24 protein-coding genes are annotated in these 24,870 nt (G+C 63.0%); 18 read left to right on the top strand and 6 right to left on the bottom strand.

The features are described 5' to 3' along the window. Positions 1 to 4: 4 nt before the first annotated feature. A complete protein-coding gene (locus VSR72_RS03125) occupies positions 5 to 1,207 on the bottom strand; it encodes an efflux RND transporter periplasmic adaptor subunit (protein ID WP_342951011.1) in 1,203 nt (400 codons plus the stop codon). A 275-nt stretch (positions 1,208 to 1,482) separates the two neighbouring features. On the opposite strand from VSR72_RS03125, the gene VSR72_RS03120 reads away from it, so the two are divergent. Beyond that, positions 1,483 to 2,124: a TetR/AcrR family transcriptional regulator gene (locus VSR72_RS03120; protein WP_342951010.1), complete on the top strand. Its 642-nt coding sequence runs from the start codon at positions 1,483 to 1,485 to the stop codon at positions 2,122 to 2,124. 28 nt (positions 2,125 to 2,152) lie between these two features. On the opposite strand, the gene VSR72_RS03115 is transcribed toward VSR72_RS03120, so the two are convergent. Then, positions 2,153 to 2,608, bottom strand: coding sequence for an MEKHLA domain-containing protein (locus tag VSR72_RS03115; RefSeq protein ID WP_342950932.1), 456 nt, complete (start codon positions 2,606 to 2,608; stop codon positions 2,153 to 2,155). 198 nt (positions 2,609 to 2,806) lie between these two features. On the opposite strand from VSR72_RS03115, the gene VSR72_RS03110 reads away from it, so the two are divergent. Both VSR72_RS03110 and VSR72_RS03105 read left to right on the top strand, forming a co-directional pair. Next, entirely contained in the window at positions 2,807 to 3,820 is a 1,014-nt protein-coding gene (locus VSR72_RS03110; protein WP_342950931.1) for a DapH/DapD/GlmU-related protein, read from the top strand. 129 nt (positions 3,821 to 3,949) lie between these two features. Further along, the gene (locus VSR72_RS03105) at positions 3,950 to 4,264 is read left to right on the top strand and encodes a DUF3311 domain-containing protein (protein WP_342950930.1); all 315 of its coding nucleotides are present in this window, start codon (positions 3,950 to 3,952) and stop codon (positions 4,262 to 4,264) included. A 19-nt stretch (positions 4,265 to 4,283) separates the two neighbouring features. Here the strand turns inward: VSR72_RS03105 and VSR72_RS03100 are convergent, their stop codons facing one another. Continuing rightward, the gene (locus VSR72_RS03100; protein WP_342950929.1) at positions 4,284 to 5,066 is read right to left on the bottom strand and encodes an aldolase; all 783 of its coding nucleotides are present in this window, start codon (positions 5,064 to 5,066) and stop codon (positions 4,284 to 4,286) included. Positions 5,067 to 5,269: 203 nt separating this feature from the next. On the opposite strand from VSR72_RS03100, the gene VSR72_RS03095 reads away from it, so the two are divergent. Continuing rightward, a complete protein-coding gene (locus tag VSR72_RS03095; protein ID WP_342950928.1) occupies positions 5,270 to 6,034 on the top strand; it encodes a YdcF family protein in 765 nt (254 codons plus the stop codon). Between the two features lie 21 nt (positions 6,035 to 6,055). Here the strand turns inward: VSR72_RS03095 and VSR72_RS03090 are convergent, their stop codons facing one another. Next, positions 6,056 to 7,336: a glycosyltransferase gene (locus VSR72_RS03090; RefSeq protein ID WP_342950927.1), complete on the bottom strand. Its 1,281-nt coding sequence runs from the start codon at positions 7,334 to 7,336 to the stop codon at positions 6,056 to 6,058. 341 nt (positions 7,337 to 7,677) lie between these two features. Between VSR72_RS03090 and VSR72_RS03085 the strand changes: the two genes are divergently transcribed. The 5 genes from VSR72_RS03085 (at position 7,678) to VSR72_RS03065 (ending at position 11,518) form a co-directional block, all read left to right on the top strand. Then, positions 7,678 to 8,229 carry an RNA polymerase sigma factor gene (locus tag VSR72_RS03085; RefSeq protein WP_342950926.1) on the top strand — a complete coding sequence of 184 codons (552 nt, stop codon included), beginning with the start codon at positions 7,678 to 7,680 and terminating at the stop codon, positions 8,227 to 8,229. Between the two features lie 164 nt (positions 8,230 to 8,393). Beyond that, on the top strand, positions 8,394 to 9,935 hold the full coding sequence (locus tag VSR72_RS03080; protein WP_342950925.1) for a methyl-accepting chemotaxis protein: 1,542 nt from the start codon (positions 8,394 to 8,396) through the stop codon (positions 9,933 to 9,935). A gap of 167 nt (positions 9,936 to 10,102) precedes the next feature. Then, positions 10,103 to 10,597, top strand: a complete 495-nt coding sequence (locus VSR72_RS03075; protein ID WP_342950924.1) for a molybdopterin-dependent oxidoreductase — start codon at positions 10,103 to 10,105, stop codon at positions 10,595 to 10,597. Between the two features lie 309 nt (positions 10,598 to 10,906). Further along, positions 10,907 to 11,110: a hypothetical protein gene (locus VSR72_RS03070; protein WP_342950923.1), complete on the top strand. Its 204-nt coding sequence runs from the start codon at positions 10,907 to 10,909 to the stop codon at positions 11,108 to 11,110. 66 nt (positions 11,111 to 11,176) lie between these two features. Beyond that, entirely contained in the window at positions 11,177 to 11,518 is a 342-nt protein-coding gene (locus VSR72_RS03065; RefSeq protein ID WP_342950922.1) for an RcnB family protein, read from the top strand. A gap of 94 nt (positions 11,519 to 11,612) precedes the next feature. Here the strand turns inward: VSR72_RS03065 and VSR72_RS03060 are convergent, their stop codons facing one another. Then, entirely contained in the window at positions 11,613 to 11,981 is a 369-nt protein-coding gene (locus VSR72_RS03060; RefSeq protein ID WP_342950921.1) for an antibiotic biosynthesis monooxygenase family protein, read from the bottom strand. Positions 11,982 to 12,122: 141 nt separating this feature from the next. Here VSR72_RS03060 and VSR72_RS03055 point away from each other — a divergent pair, with 141 nt between their 5' ends. The 4 genes from VSR72_RS03055 to VSR72_RS03040 all read left to right on the top strand — a co-directional run bounded on the left by VSR72_RS03055 (position 12,123) and on the right by VSR72_RS03040 (position 16,384). Then, positions 12,123 to 12,551 (top strand): MarR family winged helix-turn-helix transcriptional regulator, encoded by a 429-nt coding sequence (locus VSR72_RS03055; RefSeq protein ID WP_342950920.1) that lies wholly within the window; start codon positions 12,123 to 12,125, stop codon positions 12,549 to 12,551. A gap of 75 nt (positions 12,552 to 12,626) precedes the next feature. Then, positions 12,627 to 13,898 carry a cardiolipin synthase gene (cls, locus tag VSR72_RS03050; protein WP_342950919.1) on the top strand — a complete coding sequence of 424 codons (1,272 nt, stop codon included), beginning with the start codon at positions 12,627 to 12,629 and terminating at the stop codon, positions 13,896 to 13,898. After that, positions 13,895 to 15,034, top strand: coding sequence for a GNAT family N-acetyltransferase (locus VSR72_RS03045; RefSeq protein WP_342950918.1), 1,140 nt, complete (start codon positions 13,895 to 13,897; stop codon positions 15,032 to 15,034). Before cls ends, VSR72_RS03045 begins: the two co-directional genes overlap by 4 nt. A 108-nt stretch (positions 15,035 to 15,142) precedes the next feature. After that, on the top strand, positions 15,143 to 16,384 hold the full coding sequence (locus VSR72_RS03040) for a cystathionine gamma-synthase family protein (RefSeq protein WP_342950917.1): 1,242 nt from the start codon (positions 15,143 to 15,145) through the stop codon (positions 16,382 to 16,384). A gap of 82 nt (positions 16,385 to 16,466) precedes the next feature. On the opposite strand, the gene VSR72_RS03035 is transcribed toward VSR72_RS03040, so the two are convergent. Beyond that, positions 16,467 to 17,372, bottom strand: coding sequence for an NAD(P)-dependent oxidoreductase (locus VSR72_RS03035; RefSeq protein WP_342950916.1), 906 nt, complete (start codon positions 17,370 to 17,372; stop codon positions 16,467 to 16,469). A gap of 325 nt (positions 17,373 to 17,697) precedes the next feature. Here VSR72_RS03035 and VSR72_RS03030 point away from each other — a divergent pair, with 325 nt between their 5' ends. From VSR72_RS03030 to VSR72_RS03010, 5 genes are all read left to right on the top strand, one after another. Continuing rightward, on the top strand, positions 17,698 to 18,846 hold the full coding sequence (locus tag VSR72_RS03030; RefSeq protein ID WP_342950915.1) for a porin: 1,149 nt from the start codon (positions 17,698 to 17,700) through the stop codon (positions 18,844 to 18,846). Positions 18,847 to 18,931: 85 nt separating this feature from the next. Continuing rightward, positions 18,932 to 19,819 carry a 4-hydroxy-tetrahydrodipicolinate synthase gene (gene dapA / locus VSR72_RS03025; protein WP_342950914.1) on the top strand — a complete coding sequence of 296 codons (888 nt, stop codon included), beginning with the start codon at positions 18,932 to 18,934 and terminating at the stop codon, positions 19,817 to 19,819. 58 nt (positions 19,820 to 19,877) lie between these two features. Then, complete coding sequence (locus tag VSR72_RS03020) at positions 19,878 to 21,047, top strand: iron-containing alcohol dehydrogenase (RefSeq protein WP_342950913.1); 1,170 nt, start codon at positions 19,878 to 19,880, stop codon at positions 21,045 to 21,047. Continuing rightward, positions 21,044 to 23,374 (top strand): 4-hydroxythreonine-4-phosphate dehydrogenase PdxA, encoded by a 2,331-nt coding sequence (gene pdxA / locus VSR72_RS03015; protein ID WP_342950912.1) that lies wholly within the window; start codon positions 21,044 to 21,046, stop codon positions 23,372 to 23,374. Before VSR72_RS03020 ends, pdxA begins: the two co-directional genes overlap by 4 nt. A gap of 71 nt (positions 23,375 to 23,445) precedes the next feature. After that, positions 23,446 to 24,855 (top strand): sodium:solute symporter family protein, encoded by a 1,410-nt coding sequence (locus VSR72_RS03010; protein ID WP_342950911.1) that lies wholly within the window; start codon positions 23,446 to 23,448, stop codon positions 24,853 to 24,855. Positions 24,856 to 24,870: the final 15 nt, after the last annotated feature.

Genomic DNA, 24,870 nt, shown 5'->3' with positions numbered 1-24,870 from the left:
CTCCTTACGACGTCGCCGCGGCGTCCGCGGCCACGTGAACCGCCACGCCGGCCTGCACCTTCTGCAGCCCGCTCACGATCACGCGGTCGCCGGCTTTCAGTCCGCTCGTGACGATCCACTGGTCTGCGTAGGCACTGTCCGCGTGCACCGACACCTGCTTCGCGTGTCCGGTCGCATCGACGACCCACACGCTCGCGCCGCCGTCCGAAGCGCGCGTGACCGCGAGCTGCGGAACGAGCAGCGCGCTCGTGCTTTCGCCTTCGTCGAGTTGCGCGCGCACGAACATGCCGGGCAGCAGCTCGCCCTCCGGGTTCGGGAAAATCATGCGCAGCGTGACCGAGCCTGTCGTCGCGTCGACGGTGATACCCGAAAACTGCAGCACGCCCGCGTGTGCGTACGGCGTGCCGTCCTCCATCACGAGCTGCACAGCCGCGCCCGTGCCCGAGCGCTTGAGCCGGCCCGAGGCAAATGCCTTGCGCAAGCGCAGCCAGTCGGCGCTCGAGCGCGTGACGTCGAGGTACATCTGGTCGTAGGCCTGAATGGAGGCGAGCGCGGTGGTCTGCTCCGAGGTCACGAGCGCGCCTTCGGTCACGGACGAAGCGCCGATGCGGCCCGAAATGGGCGCCGTGATCCGCGTGTAGCCGAGATTGATACGCGCCGACTCGAGCGATGCGCGGTCCGCAATCACATCGGCCTCGTCCTCGCGAACGGCCGCGATCGCGTCGTCGTTGTCCTGCGCGCTCACTGCGTTGATCTTCACGAGCTGTGCATAGCGGTCGGCTTTCGTCTCCGCGGAAGCGAGCGTGGCCTCGGCCTTGGCAAGCGTGCCGCGCGCCTGATCGTAAGTCGCCTGGTAGGTCGCGGGATCGATCTGGTAGAGCACCTGGCCGGCCTTCACGTCCGAACCCTCGACGAAGAACCGCTTCTGCACGATGCCGCCGATCTGCGGCCGTACATCCGAAACCTTGAGCGACGAAAGCCGGCCCGATAGCTCGGCCGTCATCACGATGCGTTGCGGTGCGAGCGTCCTGACGCCGACTTCGACGCTCTGGCTAGCGTGGCCAACGGAGTTCGCGGGCATGGCGGCGTCGTGACGTTGACAGCCTGCGGTCAGTATTGCGGCCGAGCAGAAAAGCATTGCGCCCAAGCGGCGGCTTTTGCTGCCCCACCTATTTCTTGCATGAATCTGTTGTGGCATATATCCCATCGAGTCGCGCATTGAATCGCGTTGCCGGAACGTGGCGAGGTGCGATGCAATTGACTCGGAGTGCTAAGTGGTTGAACTCGTGCGATTCAGAAAGGCGATGCCTCGTTTTGCATCACCTTCCAACCCTAAATCCCATGTTCCCGATCACATAACTAAACTGAACGGTATGGTTTATAATGGAAGGGTTGGTGGCTGTCAATCGAATCGCCCGGCAACGAATGTTTCAAACCGTGACTGGCCGGCCCAGCCGGAGAGCGAGTGAGGAAGGGAGACCCATGAGAAAGAAGACCGAAGAAAAGCGTCAATCGATCATCGAGGCCGCGCTGGAAGTGTTTAGGGACGTCGGATTCGAGCAGGCGTCCATGACGCAAATCGCCGCTCGCTCAGGCGCGTCGAAGGCGACGCTCTACAGCTATTTCGAGTCGAAAGAGGCGTTATTTGCTGAAACAATGACGAGCCGCGCCGGAACCGAGATTCGGCATGCGTTCGGTCAGCTAACGCTCGATATGCCGTTAGGCGAGTCGCTCGTTTCGTTTGGGGTCCACTACCTGACGGCCGTGCTGCAGCCCTCGTTTCTCGCGACACGCCGCCTGTGCTTTCAGGAGGTCGACCGCTCGGACGTGGGCCGGACCTTGTACGAATCGGGGCCGAAACGGGGCTTGATGCACGTGCGCGACTTTCTGGCAAGTGCGATCGAATCGGGCGCCATTCGGCCCTGCGACGCAGGCGTCGCGGCCCACCATCTGTTGGCGCTTCTCGAGGCAGAGCTGGTCGAAATCGCGACGCTCGGTTATGAAGTGAAAACCTCGCGCGCGAAATTGCTGGAAGTCGTGAACCGCGCGGTCGATGTATTTCTCGCGGGCTATGCCGTGGCGGCGCCGCAAGCGAACCGCAAGGGTCCGCTGAATACGAAATGATTACGGGCTTCGCGATCCCAAGGACGCGTCAGCAAGGCGCGACATGCGGAATCATCGCCGCCTGCCCGTGCAGCACACCGGCTTCGTCGATCAGTTGCCATACGGTCGCGCGCTCGATCCAGAAGCGCTGCCCCGACTTCGTAATGCGGATGCCACGATAGTCTTTCACGAAGCCTTCGCGGGTAACCGAGTCGAGAAAGGCCTGGCGCTCGCTACGCTCGGGCGCCTGCGCCGAAAGACGCGAAGGCAGCGCCGTGATTTCAGCCCAGTCATAGCCGAAGATCGCTTGTGCGCGGCGATTGCCGTACATGAACACGGGGTCTGCCTGCGTGCCGTGCGCGAGCAAGCCAAACGGCGCGCATTCGTAGAGCCAGGCCGCGCCTTCTGTGTCGCTCATGCCATCGGGAACGAGGGCAACACCTAGCAGGCGGCGATAGCTATTCGCGAGAAGGCGAAAAAGTTCGGTATCCGTGTTCGTCGACATTCAGACTGGCTCCTTCAAATCGAGGGGTTGCGCGTTGCGCAATTCTATCAACCGCGCGTTAATGCACGCGAGTTGCCCGGCGGCGAATACACACCGACACAAACGAGAAAAAAACGGATACATGTGCGGGCCAGCCACGCTGGAATACGACCGAAACGCCGGGTGTTTTGTTAGCGGGTCAACTTCACGAGCACACCAATGGCACCGCTTTATCTGAACACCGGCGCAGAGGGATTCGGCCTCGCCACCGTCTCCAGCAATCACACGGTCCTCGACACGTGGTATCCATTTCTCGCGCTGCGCGCCGATGCGGCGCCATCGGGCAGTTCGGAACTCACCGGCGCGCGGATCGGCGAATCGCTGGGAAAATGGACCAGGCTGGCCGGTCAACGAGACGAGCGTCGAGGAGTGCGAACAGTTGCAGTGAGGACCACGATAGCAAGCCTCGAGGCCCCGCCTGCGGACATCCACGATGTTTATCTGCGTTTGCACCTGATCAGCCGTCGCCTCATTCAGCCGAGGCAAGCCAATTTGACCGGCTTCCTGGATCTCATGGCGGATGTCACGTGGACAACGCTCGGCCCATGCGAGCCCGGCCAGGCGCTCGACGTTCTGCGCACGTGTCGCGCCGAAGGCGTTCCATTCGAGATTCGCGGCACCTTCAAGGTCCCGCGCATGATCGACTACGTCATGCACGACGACGTCTGGATCGCCGATGCCGACCGGGTGCTGCTGGGCGCTCACCTCGCGCGCGGCACGACGGTGACGGCAGAGGGCTTTATCGGCGTCAATGCCGGGACAACCGGATCGTGCATGGTCGAGGGGCGCATCAGTCTCGGCGCATTGGTGGGCGAGCTCTCCGACGTAGGCGGCGGCGTGTCGATCATGGGCACGACGTCTGGGGGCGGCAAACATCAGGTGACGATCGGGAAACGGTGCTTGCTGGGCGCGAACGCCGGAGTCGGCATTTCCCTGGGCGACGATTGCGCAGTCGAAGCAGGTTTGTATCTGACTGCGGGAACGCGAGTGCGGCTTTTCTCGGGCGAAGTGGTAAAAGCCATCGACTTGAGTGGCCAAAGCGGCCTTGTGTACCGGCGCAACTCGCAGACCGGTCAGATCGAGGCATTGGAAAGCACGCGGAGTTGGGTGTCACTGCATCCGTCGCTTCATCGCCTCTCGCCCCAGCCATATCTCGTCACGTTAGAAGGATAATTATTTCGTATGCCATATTAATTTTTTCACCCCTTCGTGTCAGGAATATGCCTGATCGATTGCGTGTTATGCCCTACAGATCGCCGCATCTCATGACGCGACGGTTTCAACTTTCCATGGGCTACGCAATTGAAAGGCAATCCAAAATCACCGCGACACTGGCTTTTCCTTTTGTATTTGCCGTGGCTGGCCCTCATCGCCGTGCCAACCTGGGACCAGGTCGATCCCATGTGGGATGGCATGCCGTTCTTCTACTGGTATCCGCTTTTCTGGATTCTGGCTGGCTGCGTGATCACGGGCATCGTCTTCTTTGCAAGCGACGCAACTGCATCGAAATGCATGGCTGGCGGAAACGGTACGTCAACGGCAGCTCCCGACCCCGCTGCCGATCCTCTCATCGCCGAGTTTCATTTCGAAGCGTTTGAAGGGGAGGCCGATCTATAGTTCGCCGGCGCGCCCTGCATTAGCCAAGGCAATCGCCATGCACGCGCAGCGCGCGCCGCGCGTAGTAGGCAAAAGTCACGCGATCGCGCTTCTCCGTAGAAACCCAGTCGTGCGCCTCGCTCGCCAGCACAGGTGGCAGCCGACGGATCGTGCCCGCCGCCATTGCAAGCAGTTGCAACCGCGCGGCCTTTTCCATCAACAGTGCGAGCATGCACGCCTCCTCCACCGACTTGCCGACGACGAGCTGGCCGTGATGCGCGAGCAGGATTGCGCGTTTCTCGCCAAGCGCCGCCGAGATAATTTCGCCCTCCTCGTTGCCCACCGGCACGCCGGGCCATTTCTCGAGAAATGCGCAGTCGTCGTAGAGCGGGCTCGTGTCCATATGCGAAACATCCAGCGGCACCTCGAGCATCGAAAGCGCGGAAACATGAGGCGGATGGGTGTGGATGATGCAGTTCACCTCGGGACGCGCGCGATAGATCCACGTGTGAAAGCGGTTTGCCGGATTGGGAATGCCCTCACCCGCAACGACTTCGAGATCCTCGTTCACCTCGATCAGGTTCGACGGTGTGATCTCGTCGAAGCCCAGACCCAACCGCTGGGTGTAGTACGTGCCGCCGTTGCCCGATCGGCCGGTAATCTGCCCAGCAAGCCCCGAGTCGTGTCCACCATCAAACAGAATGCGGCACGTCAGCGCCAGTTTCTGCGGCAAATCCCAGCTGCCGTCGCTGACACCGCTTTCGAGCCGGCGCTCGGCGAGCGCCAGGAGTTCCTGCTTCGACATATCGAGTGTGCTGCTCATGCTAGCCCTCCGATCCTTTTACATTGAGTGGATGTGTTGCACTCTAGAAGAGTATTGTCAGCGAGTAAAGGCAACGCAACGCATTCATATTTGCCAGAACTAGCTGGAATAAACGGCCTGCGTGGCTTGTTCTGTGCGATGCACTGCGCGGCGGCCATGTCGCCGTCCAATTTTCAATTCCGTTTCGATACCAGGTGATACGCATGACGTTCGTCGTCCTTCTCGTCGCCATTGTTTTTGCCATTTGTTTCGCCGCACTCAAATGGCGCCGCACGAGTGGAGCGATCTATGCCGCTGCATTCGCCCTCTTTCTGGCTGTAGGCTGCGGACCCGTTCCTGCCTGGCTGTTGACGAACCTGCAATCGGCCTACGTAACGAATCCAGTGATGCAATGGGGCAAACGTAACGCCATCGTCGTTCTCGGCGCTGGCACGGAAAAGGTCCCCGGTGCCGACCTCATCGAGCCGCCGATTTTGTCGTATTCGCGTATCGTCGAATCCGCCGCGCTTTATCGCGACTGCCGAAGCACAGCGGCGAATTGCAAGGTCGTCGTGAGCGGCGGCGATCCGCTCCATCATGGCGCGTCAGAAGCATCGGTATATCGAGGCGCCTTGCTCCGGCTCGGTGTCGAGTCAGCCGATGTGCTCGTTGAACCCGACAGCATGAATACATGGCAAAACGCCCAATTCACCAGTGCCTTGCTCGAGCGATACCAAGCAAACGAGGTACTGCTGGTGTCGTCAGGCATCCACCTACGGCGAAGCGTCCTGTATTTTTCGCATTTCGGTGTCGATGCCATTCCTATACGCGCTGACTATCTACGCGCCGTTTTCTCGCCGCTGCCGCTTTCGTACAACTTCGCGATCGCCGACTTCGCGCTCCACGAATACCTTGGCATTGCTCGCTACGCGGTGTACAACGCGCTGGGCTGGAATGCGCCCGTGAAACATCCGCGTCTGCGCGGCTAGAACCGGCGGCTCGCTCGCGCGCTATTGCACCGTGGTTAGCAGCGCGATGATCTCGGCTTTGGTATCGAATGCGGCGTAACGGGACTTCAGGGTCTTCGCCGCCTCCGAATATCCGGACGTCTGCAACACCTCGTCGATCGCCTCACGCAGCGACGCTGGATCAGGCGCGTTGGATTTCAGATCGATGCCGCAACCCGACCACGCGACGCGTGCAGCGATCTCCGCCTTGTCTTCGGTGAGACCCGCCACGACGATCGGCACGCCTTCGCTCAAGGCGTGGTTGACCGTTCCATAGCCCCCGTTGGTGACGAGTACGTCGACGAACGGCATGATCACGTCGTACGGCAAGAATTCCGTGACATACGCGTTGGCGGGAATCGGCGCGGGAATGTCCGTTGCCGGCTTGCCTCCGGTGGTGACCAGCACGACAAGATCGTCGCGTCCGCTCAACGCGGTCAGCGTTGGGCCGACCAATTGGCCGAGGTCGAAATTCGCCACGGTTCCTTGTGTCACGAGAATGACCTTTTTTGCCGGATCGATATCGCGCGCCCATTCCGGCAGCCGCGTCTCGACCGAGCCGGGCAGGCGTCCGACGAATCGCACCGTGCCGGGAAGCGTTGCACGCGGATATTCGAACTCCGGCACGGTAGCCTGTATGTAGAGGTCCGGCCGATGGACCGTCGCGTCGAACACCGTTTGCGCAACAGGCGCCGCACCAATGCTTGCCAGAACTTCGTTGAGCGAGCGCGCGACGGGTTCGTAAAACGATTCCTGCAATCCGTCGAAGATCTGCCGATAGGCGCTTACCTGCTCCTGCGATTGCGCGGGCGGAAGGCCGGGCCCCATCGGTGCGTGATCGTCGCGGGCGGACCAAAGAATACTGATTGCGCAATGCACGACCGCTGGCCGCTTTTCGCGCGGAAGGTCCAACAGCGGAAACGAGCCGAGGAAAAGCTGATCGCAGATGACAACGTCTGCCGGAAACTCGCGCAGCGTCTGCGTTAGTTGCTGAAACTGATCCGGAATGACGTCGATGAACACCTTTTTCAGGTCGAACAGCAATAATTCGGCACCGGGCTCAAGGTCGGTCCGTTCGGGGAAATACTCGAATATCTTCGAAAGATCCCTGTTCGGTTTTCCGGAGAATGCTTTGTGCCGCACGCCGCTTTTTGTGAACCGGTCTTTGAATGCGTCGGCGGTCAACGCGAGGACTTCATGCCCTTCTTCGACGAGGACTCGCGCAATGGCAAGCAATGGGTTGATGTGTCCAGCCGCAGACGTTGCGGCAACGAGAAATTTCATTTGAGTCAGCCTCAGCAGTTTCGTGGGGAGTCGTAGAAGACAGCGTGCTCACGGTCTCCCCCTACAACAGCCAGCTGAGTCGGTCTATTCCAGCCGAGGACGATTGCTGGAAAGCGAGTGTGTCGATTCTTGTCTCACGCGGCGTCAGACAAAAATAAACAAAAAAGTCGTAAAGAATTAATCATTAATGGCACTCCATCTGTTAATTTTTAATCAAATAGGCGCTTCATATGAACCGAATAGCCCATACTTATTGGACCGGATAGCGTGATGCTCGTAGAGTGCTCGATGCCCGATCATGCGAATGCGATTGCGTCGATCGCCACAGCTTTCCGAAAGCGATGAAGCCAGCCGATCTCTCCCCTCTCCTTCCCGACATGCTTCCCCGGCTTTGGTCGTTTGCCTTCCGCTTGTCCCGAAGCCCACGCAATGCCGAAGAGATCGTTCGCCGCGCCTGCGTCCGCGGACTCGATGAGGCGTATCGCATGACCCCTGGCATGTCGGCGTTGACCTGGATGCTCTCGCTCGTTTACTCCACGTGGCTAAAGGATATGCAGCGGGACACGCGGTCTCTCGCGCAATGGAGCGGACGCCCTGGTGAAAGCCGTGTAGCGATGATCGACGCCGTTGAACGCCTGCCCGAACCGCAACGCGTCGTATTGCTTCTGGCCTGCGCGGAAGGCCTGTGCAAGCAGGAAGTCGCCGAGGTGCTCGCCATAACGGTCGGAACAGTCGCGAGCCGCCTGTTCCACGGGCTCGCGACGGCAAGTTCATCGCCAGACACGAACGCCGCGCAAGGCAAAGTCCCAGCGCGAGCGAGAAGAATCGCGCGGAGCGTGCGCCCGTCATTCATAGACCGAAGACGCCTCGGGCGGCAGCGGCGATTCAGTTAATACGGACTCCGTACTTCATTGCATTTCGGCACGCGCAACAGGTTTGCTGCGGCTTCCGTATGACGAAAGACTGCGTAATGCGCCAACGCTCAAGAACAGCGGACGCGCGCCGTTATAGGAAGATCGGCGCGCAATGCGCCTTGCGTTTTCAGCCATTCGACCCTATGAAGCTCAGCCGCAAGATTCCCCTCGCTTTCGCCGCATCCCTCACCCTCATGTCGGCAGGTGCGCTCTACGGCATCCACACCCTCAACCAGGCCATCGATACCTACCGCAGCACCGTGCAGGACGCCGCCGCGAACGAACGCATGGTGTCCGCCACGCTCGTCGAGTTCAAGCTGCAGGTGCAGGAGTGGAAGGACACGCTCCTGCGCGGCAAGGACCCGCAAAAGCTCGATCGCTACTGGAGCGCGTTTCAAAAGCGCGAGCGCAAGGTGAACGAGCTCGCCGCCGCGCTCGAAACGAAGCTGCCCGAAGGCGAAGCGCGTACGCTCGTCGAACAGTTCGCGGCGGCGCACGAGGCGATGGGCCGGGGGTATCGCAAGGGCTTCGAGGCGTTCAAGGCAGCGGGTGCCGATCCCGTGGCGGGCGACACCGTGGTCGCCGGCGTCGATCGCGCGCCAGCCGAGTTGCTCGACCGCGCCGCGCAGATCATTGCCGCCACCAACGCGCAGGTGGCCGCGCAGGCCGCGGTGCAGGCAGCGCATGCCACCATCGTCAGCGCCGTGCTCATGGTGGTCGCGTTCCTGCTGGCGCTGGCGGGCGGCGTGTTCTTCAGCCGCACGGTCACGCGCCCGCTGGGCCGCGCCGTGGGCTTTGCCCGCGAGGTCGCCAACGGTGACCTGTCGACCGATCTGCACGCGCATGGCGACGACGAAACCGCTGAACTGCTCACGGCGCTTGCGAAGATGCAGGCGAGCCTCGCGCGCGTGGTGAGCGGGGTCCGCGCCAACGCCGAGGGCGTGGCAACCGCGAGCGCGCAGATCGCCTCGGGCAACCAGAATCTGTCCTCGCGCACCGAAGAGCAGGCAGCGTCGCTCGAAGAAACCGCCGCGAGCATGGAAGAGCTCACGTCGATCGTGCGCATGAACGCCCAGAACGCGGAGCACGCCAGCTCGCTCGCGGGCACGGCGGCGCAGACCGCGGCGCGCGGCGGCACGGTGATGCGCGGCGTGGTCGGCACGATGCAGTCCATCGCAACCAGCTCGAGCAAGGTCGGCGAAATCATCGGACTGATCGACGGCATCGCCTTTCAGACCAACATTCTTGCGCTGAACGCCGCCGTCGAAGCGGCGCGCGCGGGCGAGCAAGGCCGCGGCTTCGCGGTCGTCGCGGGAGAAGTCCGCACGCTCGCGCAGCGCAGCGCGAGCGCGGCGCGCGAGATCAAGGTGCTCGTCGAACAATCGAAAGAGCACGTCGAAAGCGGATCGACGCAAGTGGCCGACGCCGGGAGCATCATCGACGAGATCGTCGAAGCCGTGCGGCGGGTTTCGGGCACCGTTCAAGATATCTCGACAGCGTCGCGCGAACAGTCGACGGGCATCGAACAGGTGAACATCGCCGTCACGCAAATGGACGAAGTCACGCAGCAGAACGCCGCGCTCGTGGAAGAAGCATCCGCGGCAACGTATGCGCTGGCCGAGCAGGCGCACGCGCTGCGGGAAACCGTGGCCGCGTTCAAACTCAGGCAGACGGCCACGGCCTGACTTCACGAGCACGCCGCGCACGCGCGTTGGGGGCCATAACCGCTGCGGCATGACCGGCATCTTGCGGGCCGGGCTGACTCAGGTCGATCGCGAGCGTAATATACGCCAGACTATAGCGAACGCTAGACCGACGCTCATTGCGCAGACACCGGCCCGGAGACTCATGCATGGATATCGCCACCGCCCCCGCACCAATCGACGACGCCGCAGGACAAAGCGCCCCGCTCCAGCTCACGGGCACCCTCGTGCGTCCGATGTCGCTTTCGCTCGAAGCGCTCCGGCGCTATCCGGCCGTGACGTGCGCGGCGTTCGATCTGCGCTGCTACACCACGCAGCGCTTCATCCGGGCAGTCGCGCCCTATCGCGGCGTGCGCCTCACGGACCTGCTCATGGAGGCAGAACTGCGCAACGACGTGGACGGCGACTTCAAGCGCATGATCTTCCTCGCCGTCGGCGATGACGGTTACTTTGTGACTTTCTCGTGGCACGAACTCTTCAACACGCCCGTAGGCGAGCAGGTGATCGTTGCGTATGAATGCGGGGGCAATGCGCTCGATGCCCAGCACGGCGCGCCCGTGTTGTTTTCCGGCGCCGATCTTGTACCCGCGCCGCGCCACGTCAAACGCCTCGCGCGCATCGAGGCTCGCGTGCTCGCGCTCTGAGGCTGCTCCCCCGGCTGGCTTGTGCAACGCAGGCTGGCCCGCAGTTCCGCCCGCAGTTTTCACCCTATGCGACCGACGCGCCTACCGCCGCCGTGTTCGCGCTCTAATTTCACGACGCTTTCGTGAGGCCCTCGTGGGGCGTTACGCCGCACGAAAACTTCGCTCCCATTGCTTGAAAGCAAATCTTACGGAATGTAAACTTGCCGTAAGCTTTGGATCCGGAAGCGGTCTTCCAGAGGCTTCAGTCGAGCCCCGATGCGATCCATCGATAAGTTAGCAATCCTTTGTTTAATTGTCAGGGAGAAAAGCGTGAATACGTATGTCAACCGACTCAACGCCACGTTCGCGATTGCAGGCCTCCTCATGATGGCGCCGTTCATGGCCATGGCCCGCTTGCCAGCGCCGACGACCGCCCCGCACGGCGACTCCGTCGTCAAGAAGCGCACGACGACCCGCGCGGCAGAAGAGGAGCATCGCGCCAGCAAATCCGACGGAAGTGAATCTCACCCGTAATTCATACGGACTCCCGATTGAATTGCAATTCACTTCCTTTTTTGAACGCTATTCGGAGCATTCACCATGAAAGCGAAAGTCACGACATTCTTCATCATTGCGGCCCTGCTTGCAGCGACAACGACCGCGTTCGCGTCACAGCCTGAACACCGTCCCGGTAACCCGCCGCCCATGTCGATCGAAAGAGCCAATCGTCCCGTAGGTGCGATTCCGCATCGCGACTGGCATCGTGGCGACCGCCTGCCGTCCGAATACCGCGACCGGATTTTCGTGGTCGACGACTGGCACCAGCATGGTCTGAAAGCGCCCCCGCGCGGCTACCATTGGGTCGGCGTCGCCGGCGACTACGTGCTTGTCGCCAGCGCATCCGGCGTGATCTCGACTGTCCTGTCCGCCGGTACGCATTGATCATGCGGTTGTTTGTCCACTCTTTGCCCGCTCTTTGCCGCAAAACGGCCACGGCGGGCAACCGGCGCTAGCGCATTCGCCGCGGCGCCACCGCCTAACTCCCACAAATTCCCTGCACGGCAACCTTCTGGAAGATATGCGGCGACGCGATCACCGAAGAAGGATAAGCGGCCAGGCTCGCCCGGAACGCCGGGTGCGAGAATGCCGCACGAAAATGCGCCGTGGATTCCCAGATCGCGTAATTCATATAGGACGCGCGCTCTCCGAGCCCGCGATGGAGTTGCGTTGAAATGAAGCCGGATTGCTGCTTCATGAACGCAGCGTCCTCCTGCCAAGCCTCGAGAAACTTCGCCTCATCGGCTGGATCCAGCGTGAAGACATTCACGAGCACAACGGGCTCGGCGTCAATGGCAAGTTGATGTTCGATCGGGCAAGCAGAATCGAGTGGTCGTAATTGCAGCACGGTTACTCCTGGTTCTGAAGCATGATGTCAACCCTTCATGGGCAATTTATAGTAAATTGACATGATGATGTCAATTAAGAAATAGGGTGACAAATGCGCGAACCTGCGAGAACCCCGGCCGGCGAACTCCTGTCGAGCATCATGCTCGATCTCTTCCGGCTCAATAGCAGACTGCTCACCTCGGGGGACCGCCTGGTCGAGGGCCTCGGGCTCACGAGCGCACGCTGGCAAATGCTTGGCGCCATCCGTGCCGCGGAGCGGCCGCAGCCGGTGGCCTGGATCGCCCGGGATCTGGGGGCCAATCGGCAAAACGTACAACGGATCGTGAACGACCTCGCAGCCGACGGTCTGGTGCGCTTCGAGGCGAACCCTCACCATCGCCGCGCACAGCTTGTCGTTTTGACCGACGAAGGCAGTCAGGCCTTCGAAGCGGCCATGCGTCTTCAGGCCCCTTGGGTCAACCGCCTCGCCGACGGATTGAGCGTCAACGAGATCAAGGCCGCGCATCGCGTGATGACGAAATTGCAGGCGAATCTGGACGACATGGACGGGGCCGCCGAGCCGGATTGAGCCCCCCGGCGCCGCTTGCGCATGCAATGTGCTACCACCATGGCATCGTTCCCACCCGCCAGGCGAGGCTCACGCATGTCGACGATTGCCCTCATTTTCGTGACGGTCGCGGTGACGCTCGTCGTCATCCTCGTGATCGCGAACCTCACGAGCGGCGAGAAGAAGATCGAGCACAAAATCGCCCGGCTTTACGCGAGCGAGAGCCCGCAGTTCATCCGCTCGATGGGGCTGCTGCTGGGCCCGCCCGTCGTGGGAGGCAACCGCTTCGAAGTGCTCGTGAACGGCGACGAGATCTTCCCGTCGATGCTGGAGGGCATACGCTCGGCGCAGCACACCATCACCTTCGAGACCTTCATTTACTGGTCCGGCGCGATCGGCGAGGAAATCGCGCGCGTGCTGGCCGAGCGCTCGCGCGCGGGCGTCGCCGTGCATGTGCTGCTCGACTGGGTCGGCTCCTCGAAGATGGACAAGCGCTATCAACGAATGCTGCGCGAAGCGGGCGCGCAGCTCGTGCTCTATCACAAGCCGCACTGGACCGGCCTCGGCCGCATGAACGACCGCACGCACCGCAAGCTGCTCGTGATCGACGGACGCATCGGCTTTACGGGCGGCGTGGGCATCGCCGACGAATGGAGCGGCCACGCACAGGACGAAAACCACTGGCGCGACACGCACTTTCGCGTTGAAGGCCCAGCGGTCGGGCAGATGCAGGCGGTCTTCATGGACAACTGGGTCAAGTCCACGGGCAATGTGCTCCACGGCTGGCAATATTTTCCCGAGATCGACGATGCGGGCAACGGCCTCGCACACACGTTCAGCAGTTCGCCCTCGGGCGGCAGCGACGACATGGAGCTCATGTACCTCATGGCGATCACCGCCGCGGCGCGCTCCATCCACTTGTCGACGGCGTACTTCGTGCCGGACAAGCTGACGATCAACGCGATCGTGGAGGCGGCGAAGCGCGGCGTGAAAGTGCGCATCATCACGCCCGGCAAGCGCATCGACACCCACACGGTGCGCGAAGCGTCGCGCGCGTGCTGGGGCGACCTGCTCGCGGCGGGCGTGGAGATGTACGAGTATCAGCCGACGATGTTTCACTGCAAGCTGATCGTCGTCGACGAATATCTGGTGTCGGTCGGCTCGACCAATTTCGACAGCCGCTCGTTCAAGCTCAACGACGAGGCCAATCTCAACATCTACGACCGCGATTTCGCGCGCCAGCAAACGGCCATTTTCGACGCCGACGTGACCCTCGCGAAACGCATCACACTCGAGGCGTGGCGCCGCCGGTCGTTACGCGAAAGACTGCTCGAACACGTGGCCGCCCTGCTCGATTCGCAGTTGTGACGCGCATCGACGCTAGCTGCGACGCCTGTGCGAGTGCAGCAGCGCCAATCGACAACGAAGCGAAGATCACCGACAATCGGTGCCCGACAGAAGTGGTTGGCGAAGCGCACTCCAGTCAACAAACAAATCAGAAAGAGGGACCGCAACCCATGCTGCACATCGAGGATCTGGCCGCTCCGCCAGAGGGGTTTCTGCGCGACGAACCCGAGGGGGCGGAGTTTTACCAGGCCTTTCAGACGGCACGCCTGGACGATTTCAGCTTCGGTTATTTTGCCGTGTACCGGGACAGCGCGCTCGTTACCGTGGCGCCCTACTTCGTGATGGATTTCCGCCTCAATACCCTGCTTCCCAGCGGCTGGCTGAAGCACAGTTTGAGCTGGATCCGCTTCAAGCTGGCCTGCATCGGGCATCCAACCGTGGATGCCGGACGCATCCAGGGCGAAGTCTCGCAGGAGACGCTTGCGGCCATCAGTGCGGCGCTTGCGAAGAAAGGAAGCCTGCTCGCGTACAAAGGATTCGCCGAAGATTTGCCGCTGCGCGGCTTCGTGGCGGCGAAAGGCCTGCCCGTGCCCGTGCTGTCGATCGGCCCGGACTACTACCAGGCCATGAAGAGCGACCGCAGAAACCTGCTCAAGCGCAAGCTGAAGAAAGCCGCCGCACTGCGCTATGAAGAGTGTGCGGGTCTGCCCGATCACCTCGTCGCCAAAGTGCACGCGCTCTATTTGAACACCTGGCAAAAAGCCGAGCTGAAGTTCGAAAAGCTCACGCCGGAGTATTTCGCCAATACCCGCAGCCTCAGCCACTATCTGCTGTACTTTCTGGACGACGAGTTGATTGGCTTCACCCAGTTGATCGGCAAAGGACGGCACCTGGTCAACCGCTATATCGGGCTCGACTACGCGAGGAGCCACGAATACGGCTTGTATTTCGCCATGTTCATTCGCACGGTCGAATTCGGCATTCGCGAAGGCTTCGAGGAAATCGAGCTGGGCGCCACGTCCTATGAGTTCAAACGCATTCTGGGCGCCCGCCAGATTCCCACATGGAATCACTACCGGCACAACAATGCGCTGGTCAACTGGCTGCTCGGCAAGCTGCGCAGCGTGCTGGAACCGTCGGAGTCCGAACTGCGTTAGCGCAGCGGCGCGCCTGGGGAATATGGGCGCGGTGCATGCCCGATGCCCGCAACACGCGTTACAGGCGATAATGTGCCAAACGCAATCGACTTGAGAAACGGAGTAAGGATGAGCAAGCAAGGCTTCACCACTGGCATCGTTCACGGCGACAGAATCGCGGGCACCGAGCACGGCGGCGTGCGCCAGCCGATTCATACGTCCGTGCAATACGGTTTCGAGCGCGTCGAGGACCTGATCGGCGTGTTTCAGGGCACGAAGAAAGGCGGCTTCAACTACGCGCGCCAGGGCACGCCCACGACGGCCGCGCTAGAGCGCAAGATCACGAGCCTGGAAGGCGGCACCGGCACGGTCTGCTTCAGCACCGGCATGGCCGCGATCACGGCAACCTTCCTCACGCTGCTGCGCGCGGGCGATCATCTCGTGTCGAGCCGCTACGTGTTCGGCAACACCAACAGCCTGTTCGGCACGCTGCGCATGCTCGGCGTGGAAGTCACGACCGTCGACGCCAGCGACGCGGCGAACGTGAAAGCCGCCATCCAGCCGAATACGCGCATGGTGTTCGTCGAAACCATCGCGAATCCGGGCACGCAGATTCCCGACCTGGAAGGCATCGGCGCACTGTGCCGCGAGCGCGGCATCGTCTATGTGGTCGACAACACGATCACCTCGCCCGCCCTGTTCCAGCCGAAGGCGGTTGGCGCGAGCCTCGTCATCAACTCGTTGACGAAGACCATCGCGGGCCACGGCGCCGCGCTCGGCGGCGCGGTGACGGACACGGGCCTGTTCGACTGGAGCGCGTATCCGAATATCGCCGACGACTATCGGCGCTCGGCAGCCAGGGATCAGGGGCTCCTGCAGATCCGCAAAAAAGGCCTGCGCGACATGGGCGCGTCGTTGTCGTCCGAGCAGGCGCATTCCATCGCGCAGGGCGCGGAAACGCTTGCCCTGCGCGTGAAGCAAAGCAGCGACAATGCGCTCGCACTCGCGCAGTTTCTCGAAGGCCACGACGCCATCGGCAAGGTGTTCTATCCGGGCTTGCAGAGCCATCCGCAATACGAGGTCGCGCAAAAGCTGTTCAAAGGCGCGTCGTGGCTGCTCTCGTTCGAATTGCTCAACGCGGAGCGCATGATCGACGTCGTGAACGCGCTCGAACTGCCGATCAAGGCGACCGGTCTCGGCGACACGCGCACGCTCATCATTCCCGTCGCGCCGACGATCTTTTTCGAAGCCGGCGCAGAGACGCGCAAGGCAATGGGCATCTCCGACGGCATGCTGCGCCTTTCGGCAGGCATCGAGGATATCGACGACCTGATCGCGGACTTCTCGCAAGCGCTCAAGCTGGCGGCGTAACACCAGGAGCGGCCAGAAGCGCCGCTTTCTTGAACGGGGCCAGCGCACGCTGGTCCCGTGACGTTTACAGCATCGATCGCACTTACGGAGTATTGAAGCGTTTTGCCTCATCACGCCAGTAGTGCTGCTGCTTCCAGCCAAGCAGTCGTTTGAGCTTTTCGTTGCTGAGCAGCGTCTCGAACTCGCCGAGCGCCTTCTTGACCGGCACGCCCGGATAATAGCGATCCAGCAGGGTTTGGGTCGGCAAGTCGGACGACACGTCGTCCGCAGCGACGTTCATGATCTCGAAGCCGAGCCCGTCCGTTTCTATCGCCAGCCTGCACGCGTTCGCGAGGTCCCGCCCGTCGATATAGCTCCACGCAATGCGCTTGCGCAGCGCGGGGTCCTTGAGCCACGTGGAGAACTTCGCGTAGTCCTCGGGATCGAGCACGTTGCCAATGCGAAAACAGTAGATATCCGACCCGGTGCGCGCCTGAAAGGCCTTCGCGGTCACTTCGTTGACCACTTTCGAGGTCGCGTAGCTGTCCATCGGGTCCACCGGGTAGTCCTCGTCGAGCGGAAAGTACGCGGGATCGCGATGCCGGTGGGCGAACACCACGCCGTAAGTCGTCTCGCTCGAGGCCAGGATCACCTTGCGGATCCCGAGCTTCGACGCGGCGTCGAGAATGTTGTAAGTCCCCATCACGTTGATCCGGTAGACCTCGTTATCGGTCGTGATCATGACGCGTGGGATCGCCGCAAAGTGAACGATCGCGTCGATCGGCTTCGGCTCCAGATCGTCGGCGAACTCCACGGCCGCCGTGGTCGAGGCGAGCGCATTGAAAACCTGGCCCGCGTCGGTAATGTCGGTAATCAGCGTGCGCGCCGTGCGCTTCGGCATGGGCACGCGGTCCAGATTCAGCACTTCGTAGCCCTGCGCTACCAGGTTTTCGACCACCCATTTGCCGGCGAGGCCACTGCCGCCGGTCACTATGACTCGCTTTGTCATCTGTCTCGCTCCAGTTCGTCGCTCGATGCCAGCCTCGGCAAACGCGCACGTTACCGCAAACATTGGGCGTCTGTAACGACCATCACCGCCTTTCCAGCCGGATGGAATATCTGTGCAGCGCGGAGACATTCCGGTCTGCGCGCCGAATGATAACTCCTCAAAAAATGATCGATTCGATCAATTTCAGGGTTTTCCCTCGGTTGAATTGATCGTTTCGCTCAAATAAGATGACTTCATCGATCAATTCTGAGGTGCCCGATGCATGAATCCCGCCCCGCCTTGATCGAATCAATCAAATAACTCACCCAGCCGGAGACAATAAACGATGAGAAGGACCACCGCCATGCTTGGCCTGTTGGGCGCCGCGATCGGCGCACATGCGCAAAGCAGCGTCACCCTCTACGGGTTGATCGACACGTCGCTCGTGTACACGAACAACCAGAAGGGGTCGGCGAACTACCAGATGTCGAGCGGCGTACTGTCCGGCAGCCGCTGGGGCCTCAAGGGCTCCGAGGATCTGGGTGGCGGGTACGCGGCCATCTTCCAGCTGGAAAACGGCTTTAGCAGCACCACGGGCACGCTGGGCCAGAACGGCCGCATGTTCGGCCGCGCGGCCTGGGTGGGCGCATCCACGCCGGTCGGCAGCGTCACGCTCGGCCGCCAGAACGAGCCTTCGGCCGATCTCGTCGGTCCGCTCGTCGTCGCGAATCAGTGGGCCGGCGGCATCGGCGCGCATCCGGGCGACACGGACAACCTGTATGTGAACTCGCGCGTGAGCAACAGCGTCAAGTTCCTGAGCCAGAGCTATCACGGTCTGCGCGGCGGCGCGCTGTTCAGTTTCGGCGGCACGCCGGGCGCCTTCAACAACAACCGCATCTGGAGCGTCGTGGCGGGCTACTCGCAAGGGCCGCTCGCGCTGGCCGCGTCTTACATCAACACGTCGCGACCCAACACAGCGCTGTGGGACGGCACGGCCGGCGCCGCGCCCATTTCGCCGAACAACTCGCCGATCTTCTCCGGCTACACGTCGGCGCGCACGCAGCAAGTCGCCTCCGTGGCGGGCAACTACACATTCGGCAACGCGAAGCTCGGTCTGGTGTACTCGAATTCGCGTTTCGAGGACCTCGGCTCGGGTGCGGCGGCGGCGCCCATTGCGGCCTACCATGGCAAGACAGCGGTGTTCGACAACGCCGAAGTGAGCTTCAGCTACCAGTTCACGCCCGCGCTCTTGATGGGCGTAGCGTACGAATATACGAACAGCCACGGCGCCGGCGACGCGCACTACAACCAGGCCAATATCGGCGGCGACTATCTGCTTTCCAAGCGCACCGATATTTACCTGACCGCCGCGTACCAGCGCGCGAGCGGCATCGACTCGACCGGCAAGGCCGCAGTGGCCGCGCTGTGGCCGATCACGGCTTCGAGCAACTCGCATCAGATCGTCGCGGCACTGGGGCTGCGGCACCGGTTCTAGCAATCAACCAGCGGCGGCGCGCCCCATCGCGCCGCCAGGCTTGAGGACAACGTGGCGTTGTCCTCCGGCGAAATGGAGAACGAACATGGCAGTGAATTTCCGGGGCATCATCCCCGCCCTCATCACCCCGATGACCGCCGACGAAGAAGTCGACGAAGCCGGCCTGCGCACGCTCGTCGAGCGCCTGATCGGCGCGGGCGTGCACGCGCTCTTCGTGCTCGGCACCAACGGCGAATTCATCGCGCTCTCCGAGGCGGAAAAGCTGCGCATCGCGCGCATCGCCGTGGATCAGGCGCGCTCGCGCGTGCCCGTGATCGCGGGCACCGGCGCCTACGCCACGCGCGACGTGATCGAACTGAACAGCAAGATGGTGGACACGGGCGTCGACGCCGTCTCCGTCATCACGCCGTACTTCAACGGTGCTTCGCAGCCCGAACTGTTCACGCACTACGAGCGCATCGCACGCGCCACGCCGCTGCCGGTGATGCTCTACACGATTCCGGCCAAGGCGGGCGTGACGCTCACCATCGACACCGTGCGCCGCCTCGCCGAGATTCCGAACATTCGCGGCATTAAAGATAGCGGCGGCGACTTCGACCGCCTGCTGCAGCTCATCAACCTGCGCCGCGACGATTTCGCCGTATTTACCGGCACCGATTCGATGATCCTCTGGTCGCTGATTGCAGGCGGCGACGGCGCCGTTGCCGCCACGACGAATGCGGTACCCAGCGTCGTGATGTCGATCTGGAATCACTTCCAGGCAGGCGAAATCGAAGCGGCCCGCCGCGCCCAGGAATCGCTGCGCGCGCTGCGCGACGCCTTCGCGCTCGGCACGATGCCGGTGGTGCTCAAGACCGCCGCCGCCATGCTCGGCATGCCCGCCGGCCCAGCGCGCTCGCCTGCGCAGCCGCTCGACGCCGCCACGCGCGAACGCCTCGCGAAGGCGCTCGAAATCTACCCGCGCGTCGCCTGAAGCCACGGCAGCAAACGAACGAAAGCTCATCCGCAAGACCGAAATCGAGACTCACGAAATGAACCCCGTTTATCACTTCCAGACCGTCAAGCACGTCGTGCACGGCGCCAACAGCCTCGACCAGTTGCCCGAGAAACTCGCGCTGCTCGACCGCCCGGTTCGCCGCATAGCGTTCATCACGCAACCGGTGATGGAGGAGAACGGCGTCGCGGCGCGCGTGGTGGCGGCGCTCGAAGCGAAGGATATCGAAGTATTGATCGTGCGCGACGTGCAGCCCGAGCCGACCATCGAGAACGTGGAGACGGTGTTTCGCGGCCAGATCGAGCCGTTCGCGCCCGACGCGGTGCTTTCCGTCGGCGGCGGCAGCGTGCTCGACGCCGCGAAGCTCTTCGCCGTGCGCCTCACCAACGCGCAGCCGCTGCGCGAATGGCTCGGCATCGATCTGATCAAGACGCCGGGCGTGCCGCTCATTCTCGTGCCGACCACTTCGGGCACCGGCTCCGAGGTCACGCCCAACGCCATCGTCACGCTGCCCGACGAAGAGCTGAAAGTGGGCATCGTGAGCCGCCATCTGCTGCCGCAGCTCGTGATCCTCGACGCCACGCTCACGCTCGACTTGCCCAAGCCCATCACGGCCGCCACGGGCATGGACGCGTTCATTCACGCGCTCGAATCGTATATCTCGACCAAGGCCAATCCCATCAGCGACATGTTCGCGATGGAGTCCATGCGCCTCATTGGCGCGAACCTGCTCGAAGCCTATGAAAACGGCCACTCGCTGAAGGCGCGCGAAGCCATGCTGCTCGGCTCGATGTACGGCGGCCTCGCGCTGACCGCGGCTGGCACGGCCGCCGTGCACGCCCTCGCCTACCCGCTCGGCGGCATGTTCAACATCACGCACGGCGTGGCCAACTCCATGCTGCTGCCGCACGTGATGGCGTTCAATCTCGACGCGATCGTCGGCCGCCTCGCCACCGTGGCGCACGCGCTCGGCATCGCGCAGCACGACGACAGCGATCAGGCCGCCGCCGACAAATTCCTCGAGCGCCTGCGCGAATGGACTGCGGCGCTCGCGATTCCGCAGGATCTGCGCCAGTTCGGCGTGTCGGAAACGCATCTCGACGCGCTCGCCGTTGCGGCCGCCAAGGTCAAGCGCCTGCTCGGCAACAACCCCAAGGCGCTGAGCCTCGACGACATCAAGGCCATCTACAGCCGTCTGCTGCCATGAACACCGCCATCACCCGCAACGTGCGCCTGCTGATACTCGGAGACGACCTCTCCGGCACGGCCGACTGCGCCGTGAAGAGCACGCATCGGGGTCTTGCCAGCGTGGTCTGCCTGAACGCGGCGGCGGCGCACGGCGGAGCAGCCGGTCCCGACGTGCTCGCGATCGACACCGACACACGCCGCGCCTCGCCCGCGCAAGCTGCGAGCGCGAATGCGCAGGCGTGGCGCGCGCACGCTGCCGGCCGGCGGCTCTACAAGAAGATCGATTCGACGTTGCGCGGCAACGTCGCCGCGGAAGTGGCCGCGCTCGCGGCTCACGCGGGCATGGCGATCGTGGCGCCCGCGCTGCCGGAAGCGGGCCGCACCACGCAGGGCGGGTGCCTCCTCGTGAACGGCACGCCCGTTGAAGAGACGGAAGTCTGGCGCAACGAAAGCATCGGCGGCACGGGCCACCTGCCTTCCATGCTCACGGGCGCCGGCTTGCAGGTCGAGCATATCGGCCTGCAAGCCGTGCGCGAAGGCGTCGATCGCTTGCGCGCACGTCTCGAAGCCTTGCGCGCCGCAAAGTGCGAGGCCGTGGTCTGCGACAGCGAAACCGATGCCGACCTCGCCATGCTTGCGCAAGCCTCCGCCACGCTCGACGGCGTGTTCTGGGTCGGATCGGCAGGACTCGCGCAACCCTTGATCGCCAGGCTCACGAATGAAAACGCACGGCAAAGCGCAACGCCTGCGCATGAGGTTGCACCCGCAACGATCGCGCAACACCCGCGCGGCGTACTGGCGGTCGTGGGCAGCATGTCGAGCGTCTCGCACGAACAGGTCGCCACGCTGCGCGCCAATGTGGGCGATGCCGTCGACGTATTCGAAGTCGACGTCGTTGCGCTGCTCGACCCCGTGAGCCCCGAATCGCTCACGCTGGGCACGCGCGTCGCGAACACGCTCATGCGCGGGCGCCATGCGGTCGTCGCCTTGAGCCAGACCGAACGCGTACTCATTGGCGACGGCGAACTGCTCGCCCGCCAGCTCGCCGAGTGCCTGGCCCCTGCCGCCGCGCACGCCGCCGCACTGTTCGCCACGGGCGGCGAAACGGCGCGCGCGCTGCTCGCGGCCATGGGCGTGGCTACGCTGCGCGTGATCGAAGAAGTCGAAAACGGCGTGCCGCTCTTGGCCGCCTCCCAGGCGTCGCGCGTTTTGCCCGTCGTCACCAAGGCGGGCGGCTTCGGTCGCCCCGACACCCTTTATCGCGCATGGCAGCGGCTCGCCGCCATGACGCAAGCGGACGCGAAGGCGCCGCGCCACTCCAGCAAAGAGGAAGCCATGAACTATCGTCCCGTAATCGGCATCACGATGGGCGATGCCACCGGCGTGGGCCCGGAAATCATCATGAAGAGCCTGGCGCACCAGTCGGTGTACGACGGCTGCCGCCCGCTCGTGATCGGCGACGCGAAGCGTCTCGTCGACGCCGGGCGGCGCGTGGGCGTCACGCTCGAAGTGCGCTCGATCAAGGCCCCCGCCGAAGCGCGCTTCCAGCTCGGCGTGGTCGACTGCATCGATCTCGGCCTGATTCCAGAGTCGATGCCCTACGGCCAGCTTTCCTCCGTCGCCGGCGACGCCGCGTACCAGTACATCGCGCGCACAGTCGAACTGACCTCGGCGGGCGAACTAGACGCGATCTGCACCGCGCCGCTGAACAAAGAAGCGCTGCACGCGGGCGGCCACATCTTCCCCGGCCACACGGAAATGCTCGCGCACCTCACGGGCATTCCCGAAGTCTCGATGATGCTCGTGGCGCCCAAGCTGCGCGTGATTCACGTGACGACGCACATCGGCCTGCTCGACGCGATCCGCAAGATCGAGCCGGGCCTCGTGCAGCGCACGATCGAGCGCGCGCACGAAACGCTCGTGCGTGCAGGCATTGAGGAGCCGCGTATCGGCGTGTGCGGCATCAATCCGCATGCGGGCGAAAACGGCCTGTTCGGCTATGGCGAAGAAGAGGAAAAGATCATGCCCGCCGTGGCCGTGCTGCGCGAGCGCGGCTGGGACGTGGAAGGCCCTCTGCCTGCCGACACCCTGTTCTTCCGCGCGGGCCGCGGCGACTTCGACGTAGTCGTGGCGATGTATCACGACCAGGGCCACGGCCCCGTGAAGGTGATGGGTCTCGAAGCGGGCGTGAACGTGACGGTGGGGCTGCCCGTGATCCGCACCTCGGTCGATCACGGCACGGCGTTCGATATCGCGGGCAAGGGCATTGCCGACGAGCGCAGCATGCTCGAAGCGCTGAAGCAGGCACAAGACCTCGCCACGCGCCGCGCCGTGCAGACGGCGTAACGCTCTGCCCCGCCGCCGCCCACGCGTGCGGGCGGCGGCCGTTGAGCACACAACAATCGGAGACATCACGTATGAATCGCCTCACTGTGTGGGATACCTCCATCATCATCGCGATGGTGGTCGTGTATATCGTCGTCACGGCCTGGATCAGCATCCGGCTGCGCAGCAAGACCACCGAGCAGTTCATGGTCGCGGGCCGCTCCACGCCCGCCATCGTGATCGCCATCCTGCTGATGTCGGAGTACATCGGCGCGAAGTCCACCATCGGCACCTCGCAGGAAGCCTTCAACGTCGGTATTGCGGCTTCGTGGTCGGTGCTCTCCGCTTCCATCGGCTTCGTGTTCTTTGGCCTCTTCATGGCCAGGCGCCTCTACCGCTCCGGCGAATTCACGATCTCGGGCTTCATTGCGCAGAAGTACGGCAAAACGGCCAGGCTCGTCGTTTCAGCCGTCATGATCTACGCGCTCTTCATCGTGAACGTGGGCAACTACGTGAGCGGGGCGGCGGCCATCTCGACCGTGATGCGCGTGAACCTGCCCACTGCGGCGTTCATCACCGCTGTCGTCAGCACGATCTACTTCGCATGGGGCGGCCTGAAGAGCGTGGCCTACGTGACGATCCTGCATAGCACGGTGAAGCTCATCGGCATCGGCATTCTCGTGTGGGTCGCGTTCTCCATGACGGGCGGCGTCGCACCGATGATGCACGCCATGCCCGCCCAGTACTTCACCTGGAACGGCATGCTGAGCGGCGGCACGATCGGCGCATGGATCATCGGCACGGCCGGCGCGATCTTCTCCACGCAGTTCATCATTCAGGCGATCTCGGGCGCGAAGTCGGCGAACGAGGCGCGCAACTCCACGCTGATCGCAGGCGCGCTGTGCATTCCCATCGCGATTGCACTTGGCTTTCTCGGCGTCGCGGCGAAGTTCCTGTTCCCCAACATCAAGAGCCTCTACGCGCTGCCGATCTTTCTCCAGCACATGCACCCGCTGCTTTCGGGCGTGGTCACGGTCTCGCTCGTCGCTTCGATCTTCGTGAGCGTGAGCACGGTGGCGCTCGCCATCGCCTCGCTGATCGTCAAGGACTTCTACGTACCGCGCTATCGTCCGACGCCTGAGAAAGAGCTGCGCGCCACGCGCATGATCTCCTTCGTGGTGGGCTTCCTGCCGCTCATTTTCGTGCTGTTCGTGCCGCAGATTCTCGCGCTCTCGTTCTTCACCCGCGCGCTGCGCCTCTCGGTGACGGTCGTCGCGCTGATGGGCATCTACCTGCCCTTCTTCAACAGCAACCGCGGCGCGATCAGTGCGCTCGTGGTCGCCACGATCGCCACGACGATCTGGTATGGGCTCGGCAATCCGCTCGGCATCGACAACATGTACGTCGCGCTCATTGCGCCCGCGATCGTGATGGTCGTCGAAAAGCTGCTCACGCCCACGGCGAGCGGCAACGGCCAGCGCGTCGCGCATACCGATTCGTGAACCCCTTGCAACACC

The sequence above is a fragment of the Paraburkholderia sp. JHI869 genome (genome assembly GCF_038900775.1).
In the GTDB taxonomy this organism is placed as follows: Bacteria; Pseudomonadota; Gammaproteobacteria; order Burkholderiales; family Burkholderiaceae; genus Paraburkholderia.
This window is presented reverse-complemented; position numbering and strand designations above follow the sequence as displayed.